14 protein-coding genes are annotated in these 13,405 nt (G+C 60.9%); 7 read left to right on the top strand and 7 right to left on the bottom strand.

All coding sequences use genetic code 11. The annotated features are described in order from the left end of the window. Window positions 1-59: 59 nt before the first annotated feature. Window positions 60-1,841 carry an arginine--tRNA ligase gene (gene argS / locus BHV64_RS02645; protein WP_015547745.1) on the bottom strand — a complete coding sequence of 594 codons (1,782 nt, stop codon included), beginning with the start codon at window positions 1,839-1,841 and terminating at the stop codon, window positions 60-62. A 123-nt stretch (window positions 1,842-1,964) separates the two neighbouring features. Here argS and BHV64_RS02640 point away from each other — a divergent pair, with 123 nt between their 5' ends. Both BHV64_RS02640 and dusB read left to right on the top strand, forming a co-directional pair. Then, on the top strand, window positions 1,965-3,236 hold the full coding sequence (locus tag BHV64_RS02640; RefSeq protein ID WP_217727176.1) for a hemolysin family protein: 1,272 nt from the start codon (window positions 1,965-1,967) through the stop codon (window positions 3,234-3,236). Continuing rightward, entirely contained in the window at window positions 3,233-4,255 is a 1,023-nt protein-coding gene (gene dusB / locus BHV64_RS02635) for a tRNA dihydrouridine synthase DusB (protein ID WP_015547747.1), read from the top strand. Before BHV64_RS02640 ends, dusB begins: the two co-directional genes overlap by 4 nt. A gap of 56 nt (window positions 4,256-4,311) precedes the next feature. Here the strand turns inward: dusB and BHV64_RS02630 are convergent, their stop codons facing one another. Next, complete coding sequence (locus BHV64_RS02630; RefSeq protein WP_015547748.1) at window positions 4,312-4,440, bottom strand: hypothetical protein; 129 nt, start codon at window positions 4,438-4,440, stop codon at window positions 4,312-4,314. Window positions 4,441-4,690: 250 nt separating this feature from the next. On the opposite strand from BHV64_RS02630, the gene BHV64_RS02625 reads away from it, so the two are divergent. Together BHV64_RS02625 and BHV64_RS02620 are read left to right on the top strand one after the other, a co-directional pair. Beyond that, the gene (locus BHV64_RS02625) at window positions 4,691-4,855 is read left to right on the top strand and encodes a hypothetical protein (protein ID WP_153811583.1); all 165 of its coding nucleotides are present in this window, start codon (window positions 4,691-4,693) and stop codon (window positions 4,853-4,855) included. A gap of 71 nt (window positions 4,856-4,926) precedes the next feature. Continuing rightward, a complete protein-coding gene (locus BHV64_RS02620; RefSeq protein WP_288115544.1) occupies window positions 4,927-6,708 on the top strand; it encodes a glycoside hydrolase family 2 protein in 1,782 nt (593 codons plus the stop codon). Between the two features lie 100 nt (window positions 6,709-6,808). On the opposite strand, the gene BHV64_RS02615 is transcribed toward BHV64_RS02620, so the two are convergent. The 4 genes from BHV64_RS02615 to BHV64_RS02600 form a co-directional block, all read right to left on the bottom strand. Beyond that, window positions 6,809-7,297 carry a methylglyoxal synthase gene (locus tag BHV64_RS02615; protein ID WP_022062448.1) on the bottom strand — a complete coding sequence of 163 codons (489 nt, stop codon included), beginning with the start codon at window positions 7,295-7,297 and terminating at the stop codon, window positions 6,809-6,811. Window positions 7,298-7,365: 68 nt separating this feature from the next. After that, a complete protein-coding gene (locus BHV64_RS02610) occupies window positions 7,366-7,770 on the bottom strand; it encodes a DUF5606 family protein (protein ID WP_015547751.1) in 405 nt (134 codons plus the stop codon). Between the two features lie 19 nt (window positions 7,771-7,789). Beyond that, window positions 7,790-8,212, bottom strand: a complete 423-nt coding sequence (locus BHV64_RS02605) for a hypothetical protein (RefSeq protein ID WP_217727174.1) — start codon at window positions 8,210-8,212, stop codon at window positions 7,790-7,792. A gap of 3 nt (window positions 8,213-8,215) precedes the next feature. Then, window positions 8,216-9,127 carry a mechanosensitive ion channel family protein gene (locus tag BHV64_RS02600; protein WP_015547753.1) on the bottom strand — a complete coding sequence of 304 codons (912 nt, stop codon included), beginning with the start codon at window positions 9,125-9,127 and terminating at the stop codon, window positions 8,216-8,218. A gap of 109 nt (window positions 9,128-9,236) precedes the next feature. Here BHV64_RS02600 and serB point away from each other — a divergent pair, with 109 nt between their 5' ends. From serB to BHV64_RS02585, 3 genes are all read left to right on the top strand, one after another. Continuing rightward, window positions 9,237-10,460 carry a phosphoserine phosphatase SerB gene (gene serB, locus BHV64_RS02595; protein WP_044054862.1) on the top strand — a complete coding sequence of 408 codons (1,224 nt, stop codon included), beginning with the start codon at window positions 9,237-9,239 and terminating at the stop codon, window positions 10,458-10,460. A gap of 157 nt (window positions 10,461-10,617) precedes the next feature. After that, entirely contained in the window at window positions 10,618-11,394 is a 777-nt protein-coding gene (locus tag BHV64_RS02590) for a DUF5689 domain-containing protein (RefSeq protein WP_149887149.1), read from the top strand. Continuing rightward, a complete protein-coding gene (locus BHV64_RS02585; RefSeq protein ID WP_288115540.1) occupies window positions 11,372-12,262 on the top strand; it encodes a DUF5689 domain-containing protein in 891 nt (296 codons plus the stop codon). Before BHV64_RS02590 ends, BHV64_RS02585 begins: the two co-directional genes overlap by 23 nt. Here the strand turns inward: BHV64_RS02585 and obgE are convergent. Continuing rightward, entirely contained in the window at window positions 12,228-13,241 is a 1,014-nt protein-coding gene (gene obgE, locus BHV64_RS02580; RefSeq protein ID WP_022062452.1) for a GTPase ObgE, read from the bottom strand. The genes BHV64_RS02585 and obgE overlap by 35 nt on opposite strands. Window positions 13,242-13,405: the final 164 nt, after the last annotated feature.

Here is a 13,405-nt window from a genome sequence, read left to right as displayed (position 1 = left end):
ACGGCACGAAAAAACGGAGGTTTCAGCGAAACCTCCGTTTTTCATTATCACAGAATGCGTTACATGCGTTCGGGGACGTCGATGCCCAGCAGTTTCATGCCCTCCTTGATGACGCGGGCGACCTGCTGCGCCAGCTGGAGACGCATCGTGCGCACCCCGGCGTTCTCCTCCTTGAGGATCGAATGGTCGTGATAATAGCCATTGAACTGCTTGGCCAGCTCGTAGACATAGGCCCCGACGACCGACGGCGCGAAGTTCTCGCCCGCGGACTTCACCACAGACGGATACTCCGTCAGCGACTTCACCAGGTCGATCTCCTCGCGCAGGTAATCCGCCGTGGCGGCTCCTCCGAAGTCGATGCCCGCCTCGGCGGCCTTGCGAAGCACCGAGCGGATGCGCGCATGGGTGTACTGGATGAAAGGACCCGTATTGCCGTTGAAGTCGATCGACTCGCGGGGATCGAACAGCATCGTTTTCTTGGGATCGACCTTTAATATAAAGTACTTGAGCGCACCCAGCCCGACCATCGTCGAAACGGCATTGGCCTCCTCCTCCGAGCATCCGTCGAGCTTGCCCAGCTCGGCCGACATCTCGCGGGCCGTCGAGACCATGCCTTCGATCAGGTCGTCGGCGTCGACCACCGTACCCTCGCGCGACTTCATCTTGCCCTCGGGAAGCTCCACCATGCCGTAGGAGAGGTGGGTGATATGATCGCTCCAGTCGGCGTAGCCCAATTTCTTGAGCACCAGTTTCAGCACCTGGAAGTGGTAGTTCTGCTCGTTGCCCACGACGTAGATCATGTCGTCGAGCCTATTGTCCTCGAAGCGGCGGAAAGCCGTGCCGAGGTCCTGCGTCATGTAGACCGACGTGCCGTCGCCGCGCAGCAGCAGTTTCTCGTCCAGTCCGTCGGCCGTGAGGTCGATCCACACCGAATTGTCGGGACGGCGGTAGAAGACACCCTTTTTAAGCCCCTCCTCGACGAGCGACTTGCCCAGCAGGTAGGTCTGCGACTCGTAATAGACCTTGTCGAAATCGACGCCCAACGCCTTGTAGGTCACGTCGAAGCCCTCGTAAACCCAGCCGTTCATCGTCTCCCAGAGCGAGTACACCTCGGGGTCCCGGGCCTCCCACTTGCGCAGCATCTCCTGCGCCTGGAGCATGATCGGGGCGTTTTTCTTGGCCTCGTCCTCCGGCTGTCCCTGCGCGACCAGCTCCCTGATCTGCGCCTTGTAGTGTTTATCGAACTCCACGTAGTACTTGCCCACGAGGTGATCGCCCTTCATCCCCGACGATGCCGGGGTTTCGCCGTTTCCGTAGAGCTTCCACGCCAGCATCGACTTGCAGATGTGGATGCCGCGGTCGTTCACCAGATTGGCCTTGATGACCGTATGGCCGTTGGCCTTGAGAATCTGCGCCACGGAGTAACCCAGCAGGTTGTTGCGGATATGCCCCAGATGGAGCGGCTTGTTGGTGTTGGGCGACGAGTACTCGACCATCACGGTACGGCCCGTCGCGGGAGCCTGCCCGAAACGTTCGTCGGCGGCGACCTCGGCGAAGCGGGCCGCCCAGAACGCGCTGTCGAGCGAAAGGTTGAGGAAACCTTTGATCACGTTGAACGACGCGATCTCGGGGACGTTGGCCGCCATGTATTCGCCGATTTCGGTCGCGGTGGCTTCGGGCGACTTGCGGCTTCGCCGGAGCAGCGGAAAGGTTACGAGGGTATAGTCGCCCTCGAACTCCCTGCGGGTCTTCTGAATCTGCAACTGCTCGTCGCCAAGCTCACCGTAAAGCGCCTCCACCGATCGGCGGACCGCATCCGAAATAAAGGTTTCGATATTCATATCCAATAGATTTTGCCTGCAAATTTAGCGTTTTTCAGCGAATAAGCAATTCCCTCGGGACCATATTCTTTGGTTTTAGCCCGACATCCATTATCTTTGCGACACAAACCGACAAGACATTCCATGGAAATTCTCGTCATTCTGCTGCTGATCCTGCTCAACGGGCTGTTCGCCATGTCGGAGATCGCGCTCATATCGGCCCGCCGCTCGAATCTGGAGATGCAGGCCCGGCAAGGCAGCGCAGGCGCCCGCCAGGCCCTGAAACTGGCCAAAGACCCCGACCGGTTCCTCTCGACCGTACAGATCGGCATCACCCTGATCGGCATTCTCACGGGTATTTACTCCGGCGACACGCTGGCGGCGAAATTCGGCGGAGAGCTGGCCCGGCTGGGCATTCCGCTGCGCACGGCGACCGTCACGGCGCAGGTCACTATCGTCATCGCGGTCACCTACCTCACGATCATATTCGGCGAACTGGTCCCCAAACGCATCGGCATGAACGCCGCCGAGCGGGCCGCAAAAATCGTCGCGCGGCCGATGCGGCTGCTTTCGGTCGCGGCGTCGCCCTTCGTGTGGCTGCTCTCCAGAAGCACGGCGGGCGTCGCCCGCCTGCTGGGCCTGCAACGGGCCGAGAGCAAGGTCACCGAGGCGGAAATCCGTTCGATCATCCAGGAAGGCGCCGAGGACGGCGAGGTGCAGGCGGTCGAACAGCAGATCATGGGCCGCGTCTTCTCGCTGGGCGACCGCACCGTGGAGTCGATCATGACCCACCGCAGCGAACTGGCATGGATCGACGCGGCGGCGTCCGCGGCGCAGATCCGCGAGACGGTGGCCCGAGCGCCCCACAACCGCTACCCCGTCGGCGAGGGAAGTCTCGACAAACTGCTGGGCGTGGTCTGCCTCAAAGACCTCTTCCTGCATCTGGGCGACGAGGGATTCGACCTGCGCAGGCTGGTCGCTCCGGCGAAATTCTTCCACGAAGGGTTCGAGGTCTACAACGCCCTCGAACAGTTGCGCACGGAGCAGCTGGGCTACGGCATCATCTGCGACGAATTCGGCGTGACGCGCGGCATCATCACCCTGCGCGACATTTTCGAAGCCCTGGTCGGCGAACTGCCCGACCCGCGCGAGGAGCCGGACATCGTCCGGCGCGAGGACGGCAGCTGTCTGGTCGACGGGCAATGCCCTTTCTACGACTTTCTCGACTGGTTCGGTCTGGAAAACGCCCTGCCCTGCAACGCCTACAACACCGTCAGCGGCCTGATCCTCGACCAACTGGCCCACATTCCCGTCACGGGAGAGAAACTGGAATGGAACGGCTTCACGTTCGAAATCGTGGACATGGACGGCGCGCGCATCGACAAAATCCTCGTCAGCCAGAAACAACAGCCATGAAAATCGCAAATATAGAACTGGGCGAACGCGCCTTGCTGCTCGCTCCGATGGAGGACGTGACCGACCCGTCGTTCCGCTACATGTGCAAACGCTTCGGCGCCGACATGGTCTACACCGAGTTCATCTCGTCGGACGGGCTGATCCGCGACGCGGCGAAATCGCTCAAGAAACTCGAAATCGACGACGCGGAACGCCCCGTGGGCATTCAGATATACGGCCACCTGATCGACCCGATGGTCGAGGCGGCGCGCATGGCCGAGGCGGCCGGTCCCGACGTGATCGACATCAATTTCGGCTGCCCGGTGAAGAAGATCGCCGGGCGCGGAGCCGGGTCGGGGATGATGCGCGACGTGCCGCTGATGGTCGAGATGACGCGCCGGATCGTCGCGGCGGTGAAGAAGCCCGTGACGGTGAAAACCCGCCTCGGATGGGACGAGGAGTCGAAAAACATCGAAGAGATAGCCCTGCGGTTGCAGGATGTCGGCATTGCGGCCCTCACCATTCACGGGCGCACGCGGGCGCAGATGTACCGCGGCGAGGCCGACTGGACGCTGATCGGCAAGGTGAAGAACAACCCGCAGATACGCATTCCGATCATCGGCAACGGCGACGTCGATTCAGGTCCGAAAGCCCGCGAGATGTTCGACCGCTACGGCGTGGACGGCGTGATGATCGGCCGGGCGACCTACGGCCGGCCGTGGATATTCCGCGAAGTGAAGCACTACCTCTCGACGGGCGAAGCGCTGCCGCAGCCGTCGGTCGCGGAACGCGTGGCCATCGCGAAGGAACATTTACAGAAATCGCTCGAAATCAAGGGTGACCATGTCGGAATCCTCGAAATGCGGCGTCACATGACCAACTATTTCAAGGGGCTGCCCGACTTCAAGTCCACACGGCTGAAACTCGTGACATCGCTCGACACCGCCGAGCTGTTCGCCACGCTCGACGAGATCGCCTGCCGCTGGGGCGGCTACGATTTGAGCGAAGCGGTTCCGGCACCGCTGTCGCACAACCTGTGAAAAAGCGGGGCCGCAATGTATGCGGCCCCGCTTTTTCATCGGAATCATACCGGTCCCTACTCGACCGTAATGCTGTTGAGCAGGCCGGTGCGGTTCCCGTAGCCGTCCACCTCGAAGGCGTAGATTCGGCCGAAAGCCGGGCGTTTGAAGAATAGCATGAAATAATGCACGATTTCGATTGGCATACAAATATAAATACATCAGCCGTTCCGGGGCACCAATATTTGACCAATCGACGACAGTTTTCCGCCAACCGGACCCCTGCGGGGCATTTTGACTAAATCTTGCTTTTTTCTGATCAAAATATGGCAGGTAAAAAATTTTAATTTACGAAATTTGTATTCGTAAATTAGGATTTTAAAACCAACCCAACCATGAAAGCTCCCGTAAACGCCATGTCGCTGCGCCGGATCGCGAACCTGATGGTATATCTATTTGAGCGCCGACGACGGCAATACGGGCAACCATCAGATATACGTGCTCGAAAATCCGGAGCAGGCCCCCGCAAAGGTCGAAGCGATGGCCAAAGCGTATGAAGCCTGGGCAAAGCGCTGCATGGTAGAGCCTTACCCCGGACAGTTCAAGAAGAAGAGACAGTAAACACTATATTCAATCCTTTTATCAATCAGTAATGAAAAAAAACAATTCTGACAACCGTGGCAGCACTGAGCATGCTGTGCACCTTTGCCCAGTGGAAACCCGTGGGCGACAAAATCAAGACGCCATGGGCCGAAAAGGTCGACCCGGCCAACGTGCTTCCCGAATACCCGCGTCCGCAGATGGTACGCTCGCAGTGGGTGAATCTCAACGGCCTGTGGGACTATGCCATCAAACCCGTCGGCGCCATGGAACCGAAAACGATGGACGGAAAGATCCTCGTCCCCTTCGCTGTCGAATCCTCGCTGTCGGGCGTGCAGAAGGGCCTCACCGAGAAGGATGAACTCTGGTACCGCCGCACGTTCAGCGTGCCCGCCGCCTGGAAAGGCAGCAACGTGCTGCTGAACTTCGGCGCGGTGGACTGGAAAGCCGACGTATTCGTGAACGACATCCTTGCAGGCTCGCACACGGGCGGCTTCACGCCCTTTTCGCTCGACATCACCCCCTATCTCAAGGCCAAAGGCGAGCAGAAGCTGGTCGTACGCGTGTTCGACGGCACGGACAAGGGATACCAGCCCCGCGGAAAGCAGGTGCTGAACCCCAACGGCATCTGGTACACGCCGGTCAGCGGCATCTGGCAGACCGTGTGGATCGAACCGGTTGCGAAGAGCCACATCTCGGGCATCAAGGCCATTCCCAACCTGGACCAGAAGAACATCGCCGTAACCGTGGCGGCCGAAAACTGCACGACGGGCGATCTGGTGGAGGTGAAGATCCTCGACAAGGGCAAGCTCGTGGCTTCGGCGACGGGACTTCCCGGAAACCCGCTGCGTCTGGGCATCGCCGAGCCGAAACTCTGGAGCCCCGACTCGCCGTTCCTCTACGACATGGAAGTGTCGCTCAGGCAGGGCGGGAAAACCGTCGACAAGGTCGATTCGTACACCGCCATGCGCAAGATCGGAACCAAGCGCGACAAGGGCGGCATCCTCCGCATGACGCTCAACGACAAACCGCTCTTCCACTTCGGTCCGCTCGACCAGGGTTGGTGGCCCGACGGACTTTTCACCGCACCGACCGACGAAGCGCTGCTGTTCGACATTCTGAAGACCAAGGAGCTGGGCTACAACATGATCCGCAAGCACGTGAAGGTCGAGCCGGCGCGCTGGTACTACCACTGCGACCGCGAAGGCATCCTCGTATGGCAGGACATGCCCTCGGGAGACATGGGCAACAAGTGGGAAATGTACACCTACAACGGCGGTACGGACAAGAACCGCACGCAGGAGTCGAAGGACAACTTCAGCAAGGAGTGGAAGGAGATCATGGATTTCTGCATGTCTTCCCCGAGCGTCGTGGTATGGGTTCCCTTCAACGAGGCATGGGGCCAGTTCGACACCGAGCGCATCGTGAACTGGACCATGGAGTACGATCCTTCGCGTCTGGTCAACCCCGCCAGCGGCGGCAACCACCGTCCCTGCGGCCACATGCTCGACCTGCACAACTACCCGGGTCCCGCCATGAAACTCTTCGATCCGCAGCGCGTGAACGTGCTGGGCGAATACGGCGGCATCGGGCTGCCCATGGAGGGACACCTCTGGTGGAACAAGCGCAACTGGGGCTACGTGCAGTTCAAGACCCCGGAGGAGGTGACGGCAGAGTATGAGAAATACGCCAAAAGCCTGATCAAATACGTGCGTCTGGGCTTCTCGGGCGCCGTCTACACCCAGACCACCGACGTGGAGGGCGAAGTGAACGGTCTGTTCACCTACGACCGCAAGGTGATGAAGGTGCTTCCCGAACGGCTCAAGGCCGCCAACAAAGCGGTCATCGAATCCATGCCGCTGGACATGGAGTAAACGCTCCGGATTCCTGCAAAAACAACCTCTGCGTACACTTAATAGCGAAAAAAGGGAACGGGCGTGAAATTCACGCCCGTTCCCTTTTCAAATCCATCGCCTATTTCAGCACCCGCTCGACATAGGCCTTGTAATCCTTCACGACGGGTTCGTAGCCGTCGTCCTCGTACAGCGGCGAGGAGATCAGGAAATCGGCCGACGAACGGTTGATGGCCGTCGGGACGTTGTAAAGCGTCGCCAGACGCAGCAGCGCCTTCACGTCGACGTCGTGCGGCTGGGCCGACATCGGGTCCCAGAAGAAAATCAGCGCATTGATCTTTCCGTCGGCGATGAGCGACCCCAGCTGCTGGTCGCCGCCCAGCGGACCCGACTTGAGCAGCGTGATTTTCAGCTCGGGTTTCTCCTCCGTCTCGTCCTCGTGCTCCTCCCGGTGGTCGCGCAGGGTCTTTTCGACCATCTTGCCGGTCGTACCCGTACATACCAAATGGTGGCGGCTCAACTTGCGGCTGTTCCAGTCGACCCACTCCGCCAGGTCGCGTTTCATGTTGTCGTGGGCAACCAGTGCCAGCACTTTCGTTTTCCTCTCCATAACGACAGGTCTTTATGAAAGCCGCAGCGGCTTTCGGTTCGTCCCGGCACGGGCCGGGATATTTTTCGCTATTCGTTCTCGGCCGGAAGTTTGAACTCCGTGAATCCCGCCCCGACCAGCGTGTTGTACCACGCGAAACACTTCTTGATGTCCGAAACATGCACCCGGTCGCGGTCGTACTCGGGAAGCACCTCGGCAAACGCGGCTTTCAGCTTCTCGGGCGACTCCTTGGGGCTGATCGCCTCCTTGCCGCCCGTGTGGGCGTAGATCCGGGTGAAAACGTCGGCCAGCGCAATGTCCTCGCCTTCGGTGAACATCGAAATCTCCGAAAGGGCGCTCACCTTGGCATTCGCCGAGGCATTCATGCGCCGTCCGTCGAGCAGCGACTCGACGATCACGCCGCGCACGGACTGCGCCACGAATTTATAAAGTCCGGGCTGGCCCGAAATGGCCAGAATCTCTTTCAGTTCCATAAAATTGCTATTTCGTTGTTTAAATGGGTTGTTCGGATTCTTCCTCCTCTTCGTCGGGAACCGTATATTCCCGAAGCTGCGTATAGGAGGGCACATTGTATGCCGTGATGGCACGTATCCGGAAAGTCACTTTCCGGCCGGCTCTCTGCCGGGGAATGACTCCCTCGTAATCGAACGAGGTGACGTCGGCTGGCGGCTCGGTCTTCGCGACGGTCCTCACGTCGGACTCGTCGCCGTCGAGCATGTAGAGAATGCAGACGTTGCGCAGCCCGTAGGGGCACGAAACGGACACCTTCACCCGGACCTCCGAATCGAAGGCCATGATCTGCGGCGACACGGTCACCTCGCCGAATTCCGCCGGGGTCGTATACTCGGGTCCCCGGTCAGGATTGCAGGCCGAAAGGCTCATTGCCGCAAGAACGGTGAAAAGGTGCGTTTTCATACCCTACTCTTTGGTCAGGTGCACGTCCATCTGCGGGAACGGGAAGTTGATGCCGGCCTTCGGCAGCTCCTTGTAGAACTGCTCGTTATGCTCGAAAAAGACGTTCCAGTAGTCAGCGTTCTTCACCCATGCGCGGATCGAGAGGTTCACCGAACTGTCGGCCAGCGCAGCGACCCACACCACCGGGGCGGGATCGGGCAGGACGCGCGGATCGGCGGCCAGCATCGAAAGGACGGCCTTGCGGGCCACATCCACGTCGTCGCCGTAGGAGATGCCCACGGTCCAGTCCACGCGGCGCGTCTCGGAGGTGGAATAGTTGTCGATGATGGCCGTCGCGATCGAGTTGTTGGGAATGTAGATCGTCTGGTTGTCGGCCGTGGCGATCACCGTCGAGAAGAGCTTGATGTCGCGCACGGTTCCCGACTGTCCCTGCGCCGAGATGTAGTCGCCGATGCGGTAGGGTTTCATCAGCAGGATCATCACCCCGCCGGCAAAGTTCTGGGCCGTGCCGCTCAAAGCCATACCGATGGCCAGCGTGGCGGCCGACGCGACGGCGATGAGCGATGTCACGTTGACGCCCAGCGTCGACACGACGATCAGGATGAGCAGCAGCGTGAAGAACGCGCTGACGGTATTACGCGTGAACGAACGCAGCGAAATGTCGACATTGCGGTGCTGCATAGCCACGTCGATCAGCCGCAGGAAGCGGCGCACGAGCCAGCGCCCGATGAAATAGATGGCCAGCGCAATGAGAACCTTGACAAGAATCCAGAGCGATTCACGAATCAGCGAGCCGAACAAAGTGCTGAAATCCATGTTCACGATCTTATTGACCGCTTCGGCCAGATTCGCTTTCTGCACACTGTCCGGCACGATCAGCGAGGCAGGTTCTTCGGCCGCTAAAAATGTCCACATAATTCCGTTTTTTAAGTTTGTGAGGCAAAAATAGCCAAAAAAAAGAGAACTTTATTAACTTTGTCTGCGCTTTTTGCAGAAAGCGCCGGAAAACACCATACATTATACGATGCAGAACAACGTTGAAATTATCCAGATCAACATTTCGGGTGAAGACAAACCGGGCATGACCTCGTCGCTCACCGAGATCCTCGCACGCTACGACGCCTTCATCCTCGACATCGGACAGGCCAACATCCACCAGTCGCTGACGCTCGGCATCCTGATCAAGACCACGGCCGACAAGTCGGGAAGCATTATGAAGGAGCTGTTGTTCAAGGCGTCGGAACTGGGCGTGATGATCCGTTTCACGCCCATCTCCGAGGAACGCTACAACGACTGGGTGGGCCGTCAGGGCAAAAACCGCTACATCATCACCCTGCTGGGCCGCACCGTCACGGCACGCCACATCGCCGAGGTGACGAAGGTCGTGGCCGAGCACGGGCTGAACATCGACGCCATCAAACGCCTCACGGGCCGCATGCCCCTCTGCGAGGACGACCGCGCCGCCAAGTCGTGCATCGAGCTCTCGGTGCGCGGATCGCTCACCGACCAGGAACGCAGCACGATGCAGGAGGGATTTATGAACCTCTCGGAGATCGGTCTCGACGTCTCGTTCCAGAAGGACGACATCTACCGCCGCAGCCGCCGCCTGATCTGCTTCGACATGGACTCGACGCTGATCGAGACCGAGGTGATCGACGAACTGGCCGAGCGCGCGGGCGTGGGCGACAAGGTGCGCGAAATCACGGCCAGCGCCATGCGCGGCGAGATTGATTTCCGCGAAAGCTTTTCGCAGAGGGTCGCGCTGCTCAAGGGACTGGACGTCTCGGTCATGGAGGAGATCGCCCGCAGCCTGCCGATCACCGAGGGGCTGGAGCGCATGATGACCATTCTCAAACGCGTGGGTTACAAAACGGCGATCCTCTCCGGCGGATTCACCTATTTCGGCAACTACCTCCGGCAGAAATACGGCTTCGACTATGTCTACGCCAACGAATTGGAGATCGAGGACGGACGCCTCACGGGACGCTATGTCGGCGAGGTGGTCGACGGACGCCGCAAGGCTGAACTGCTGCGGCTGCTGTGCCAGTTCGAGGAGATCAACATCGCCCAGTCGGTGGCCGTCGGCGACGGCGCCAACGACCTGCCGATGCTCAACCTCGCGGGCCTGGGCATCGCCTTCCACGCCAAACCCAAGGTAAAGGCCACGGCCCGACAGTCGATCTCGACCATCGGGCTGGACGGCATCCTCTACTTCCTGGGACTGAAAGATTCGCGTATCGAACAATAACATTGCCGGATACGCTTCCGCGCGACACGCCGCATCCCGCTTCGGTCCGGTCGTTATCGCCGCCTCCGGCGTCGTTCACCGGTCCGCCCCTCTCCCGGGGAAGGGCTTAACGGCAAACCGGCCGGGGTCCGTATGAATCACCGCATTGCGTAAAAATATGTTTCACTTCCGTCCCATACCTTTTTTCGGCGCCGTCGCCGCGCTCCTGCTGACCGGGTGCTACGACTCCCGGTTCGGGGAACCGGACGACGACGGCGAGGGGAAACCCGCGACGGAGACCATCGCCGCGCTGCGCGACCGCTATGCGGGCACGCCCTTCACCGTTACGGGCGACATCGTCGTCACGGGGAGGGTCGCGAGTTGCGACCGCGCGGAGAATTTCTACCGCACGCTCTGCATCTGCGACGCTGAAGCGGGACTTGAAGTGATGGCCGGTATCGACCATCTGCACAACGACTTCCCCATAGGAAGCCGCGTAACGCTTTCGCTCCGGGGACTCGCCGTCGCCGAAAGCCGCGGGGTGTTGCAGGCGGGACGTCCGCCCGCCGCCGGAAGCGGCTACGCAACGGACTACATCGGCTCCCGGGCGGCGCTCGGCTCCGTGCTGGTCCGCAGCGGCGAAGCCCTGGCTGCGCCCTCCCCTGCCCCGCTTGCCATTCCCGCGCTGACGGAAAGCCGCTGCGGCACGCTCGTCCGCATCGACGGCGTGCGCTACACCCCCGAAGACCTTTCGGCGGCAACCTGGGCGGGCTACAAACGCTTCACCGACGCCGACGGCAACGCCGTCTACACCTACGTCCGCCGATACGCCCGTTTCGCCGACGCCGAAGTGCCTGCCGGCACGGTCTCGCTGACGGGCATTCTCCAGTACGACGCCGCGGGCGACGGGCGTTACATCCTCAAACTGCGCGATGAGAACGACTGCACGCATTAGCCTGCTGACGCTGCCGGTCCTGCTGACGCTGCCGGCCGGATGCGACCGGGCCACGCAGCCCGAATTCACGGTCCGTCCTCCGGAGCCGCAGAATTCGGTCGCCTACCTCAAATCGCTCTGCGACGGGAAGAGCAGCGTCGCGATAGCGCAGGACATCACCATCCGCGGATTCGTCACGGCCAATGACCTCTACGGCGAATTTCACAGGACGATCGTCGTCGAAGACGCCTCGGGCGGCATCTCGATCGCCGCGGAAGGCTCCCCGCTGGCAGACCTCTATCCGTTCGGCATCGTGGCGACCGTACGCTGCAACGGCCTTACGCTGTGCGACTACGGCGGGAAAATCCAGCTGGGAACGACACCCGGCGACGGCGGCGCAGGGTGCATTCCGCGCGAAGAGCTGGCGCGGTACATCCGCACCGAACCGCCCGGCGGCGAGACACCCTCCGCACAGCTCCTTACGTTCGACGCCGTCTCGGCCCGGCACATCGACACACGCGTCCGTTTCGACGACGTGCGTTTCGCCGACGCCGGGAAAACCTGGTGCGACACCGACCCGGAGACGGGCCGCGCCGTCGCCACCGAGCGCGAGATCGTCGACACCCGGGGCCGAACCTTCACCGTGCGGACCGCCGCGACCTGCGTCTACGCAAAGGAGCCTCTGCCCCAGGGCACAGGCTCCTTGTATGGAATCATCGACTATTTCGCCGGGAAATACACCCTGCGCGTCACCAACCGCGAAGCGGAGTTTTCCGGCACGGCAGCGCATTCCGCAGCAACACGCCGAACCGCCGGGCGTCCGGCGCGGACAACGCGGACAACGCGGGCGGGGGTTACCGCTGCAACGCCTCCCACAGCATATCCTTGAGCCGCGGGATGTTCAGCCCCGAGACCGACGAGATGAAGACCGACGGCACGCCTTCGGGCAGGTGGCCGCGCATCTCGGCGATCAGGTCCTCGTCGAGCATGTCGCATTTGGTGACGGCCAGCAGACGCTCCTTGTCCAGCAGTTCGGGATTGTACTGCGTCAGTTCGCCCAGCAGGACGTCGTAGTCGCGGCGGATGTCGTCGCTGTCGGCGGGAATCAGGAACAACAGCACCGAATTGCGCTCGATATGGCGCAGGAAACGGGTTCCGAGACCGCGGCCCTCGTGCGCACCCTCGATGATGCCCGGAATGTCGGCCATGACGAACGACTTGTGGTCGCGGACCTCGACGATACCGAGGTTCGGCTCCAGCGTCGTGAAGGCGTAGTCGGCGATCTTGGGCTTCGCGGCCGAAACGACCGAGAGCAGCGTAGACTTGCCCGCATTGGGGAAGCCCACCAGCCCCACGTCGGCCAGCACCTTCAGTTCGAGGATGAACGTGCCTTCCTCACCCTCCTCGCCCGGCTGGGCGTAGCGCGGCGTCTGGTTGGTGGCGCTCTTGAAATGCCAGTTGCCCAGACCGCCCCGGCCGCCCCGGAGCAGCACGAGCCGCTCGCCGTCGGCCGTCACCTCGCCCACCGTTTCGGTGGTCGCAGTCCCGTCCTCGTTCTCGAAAACGCGCTTGGCGACCGTGCCCAGCGGAACCGGGATCACGATGTCGCGGGCGTCCTTGCCCGAGGAGCGCGCCCCGGAGCCGTGCTCGCCGTCCTCGGCGAACTGGTGACGCTGGTATTTGAGGTGGATGAGCGTCCAGTACTGCTTGTCGCCTTGCAGGACGATGCTCCCGCCCTTGCCGCCGTCACCGCCGTCGGGACCGCCGAAAGCCACGAATTTCTCGCGGCGAAAATGCGTCGAGCCGCCGCCGCCGTGCCCCGAGCGGGCGAATATCTTTACGTAATCTACGAAATTGGAACCTGCCATGTCATTCATTGTTCTTGAAGCGACAAAGGTACATAAAAGTCGGACGAGAACAAAATTGATTCGCATGCAGTTCGGTAAAACGCCGCAACAAAAATAAAAGTGTCGTTACGACACCCAAAAAAGGCAGACCGCGAAAAAACGGTCTGCCGGCAATTCGGAATAAC

Origin of the sequence: Alistipes sp. 56_sp_Nov_56_25 (assembly GCF_001915285.1) — a bacterium.
Taxonomy (GTDB): Bacteria; Bacteroidota; Bacteroidia; order Bacteroidales; family Rikenellaceae; genus Alistipes; species Alistipes shahii.
Note: the sequence above shows the minus strand (reverse complement) of the source record. Positions and strands in the feature narration are given on the sequence as shown.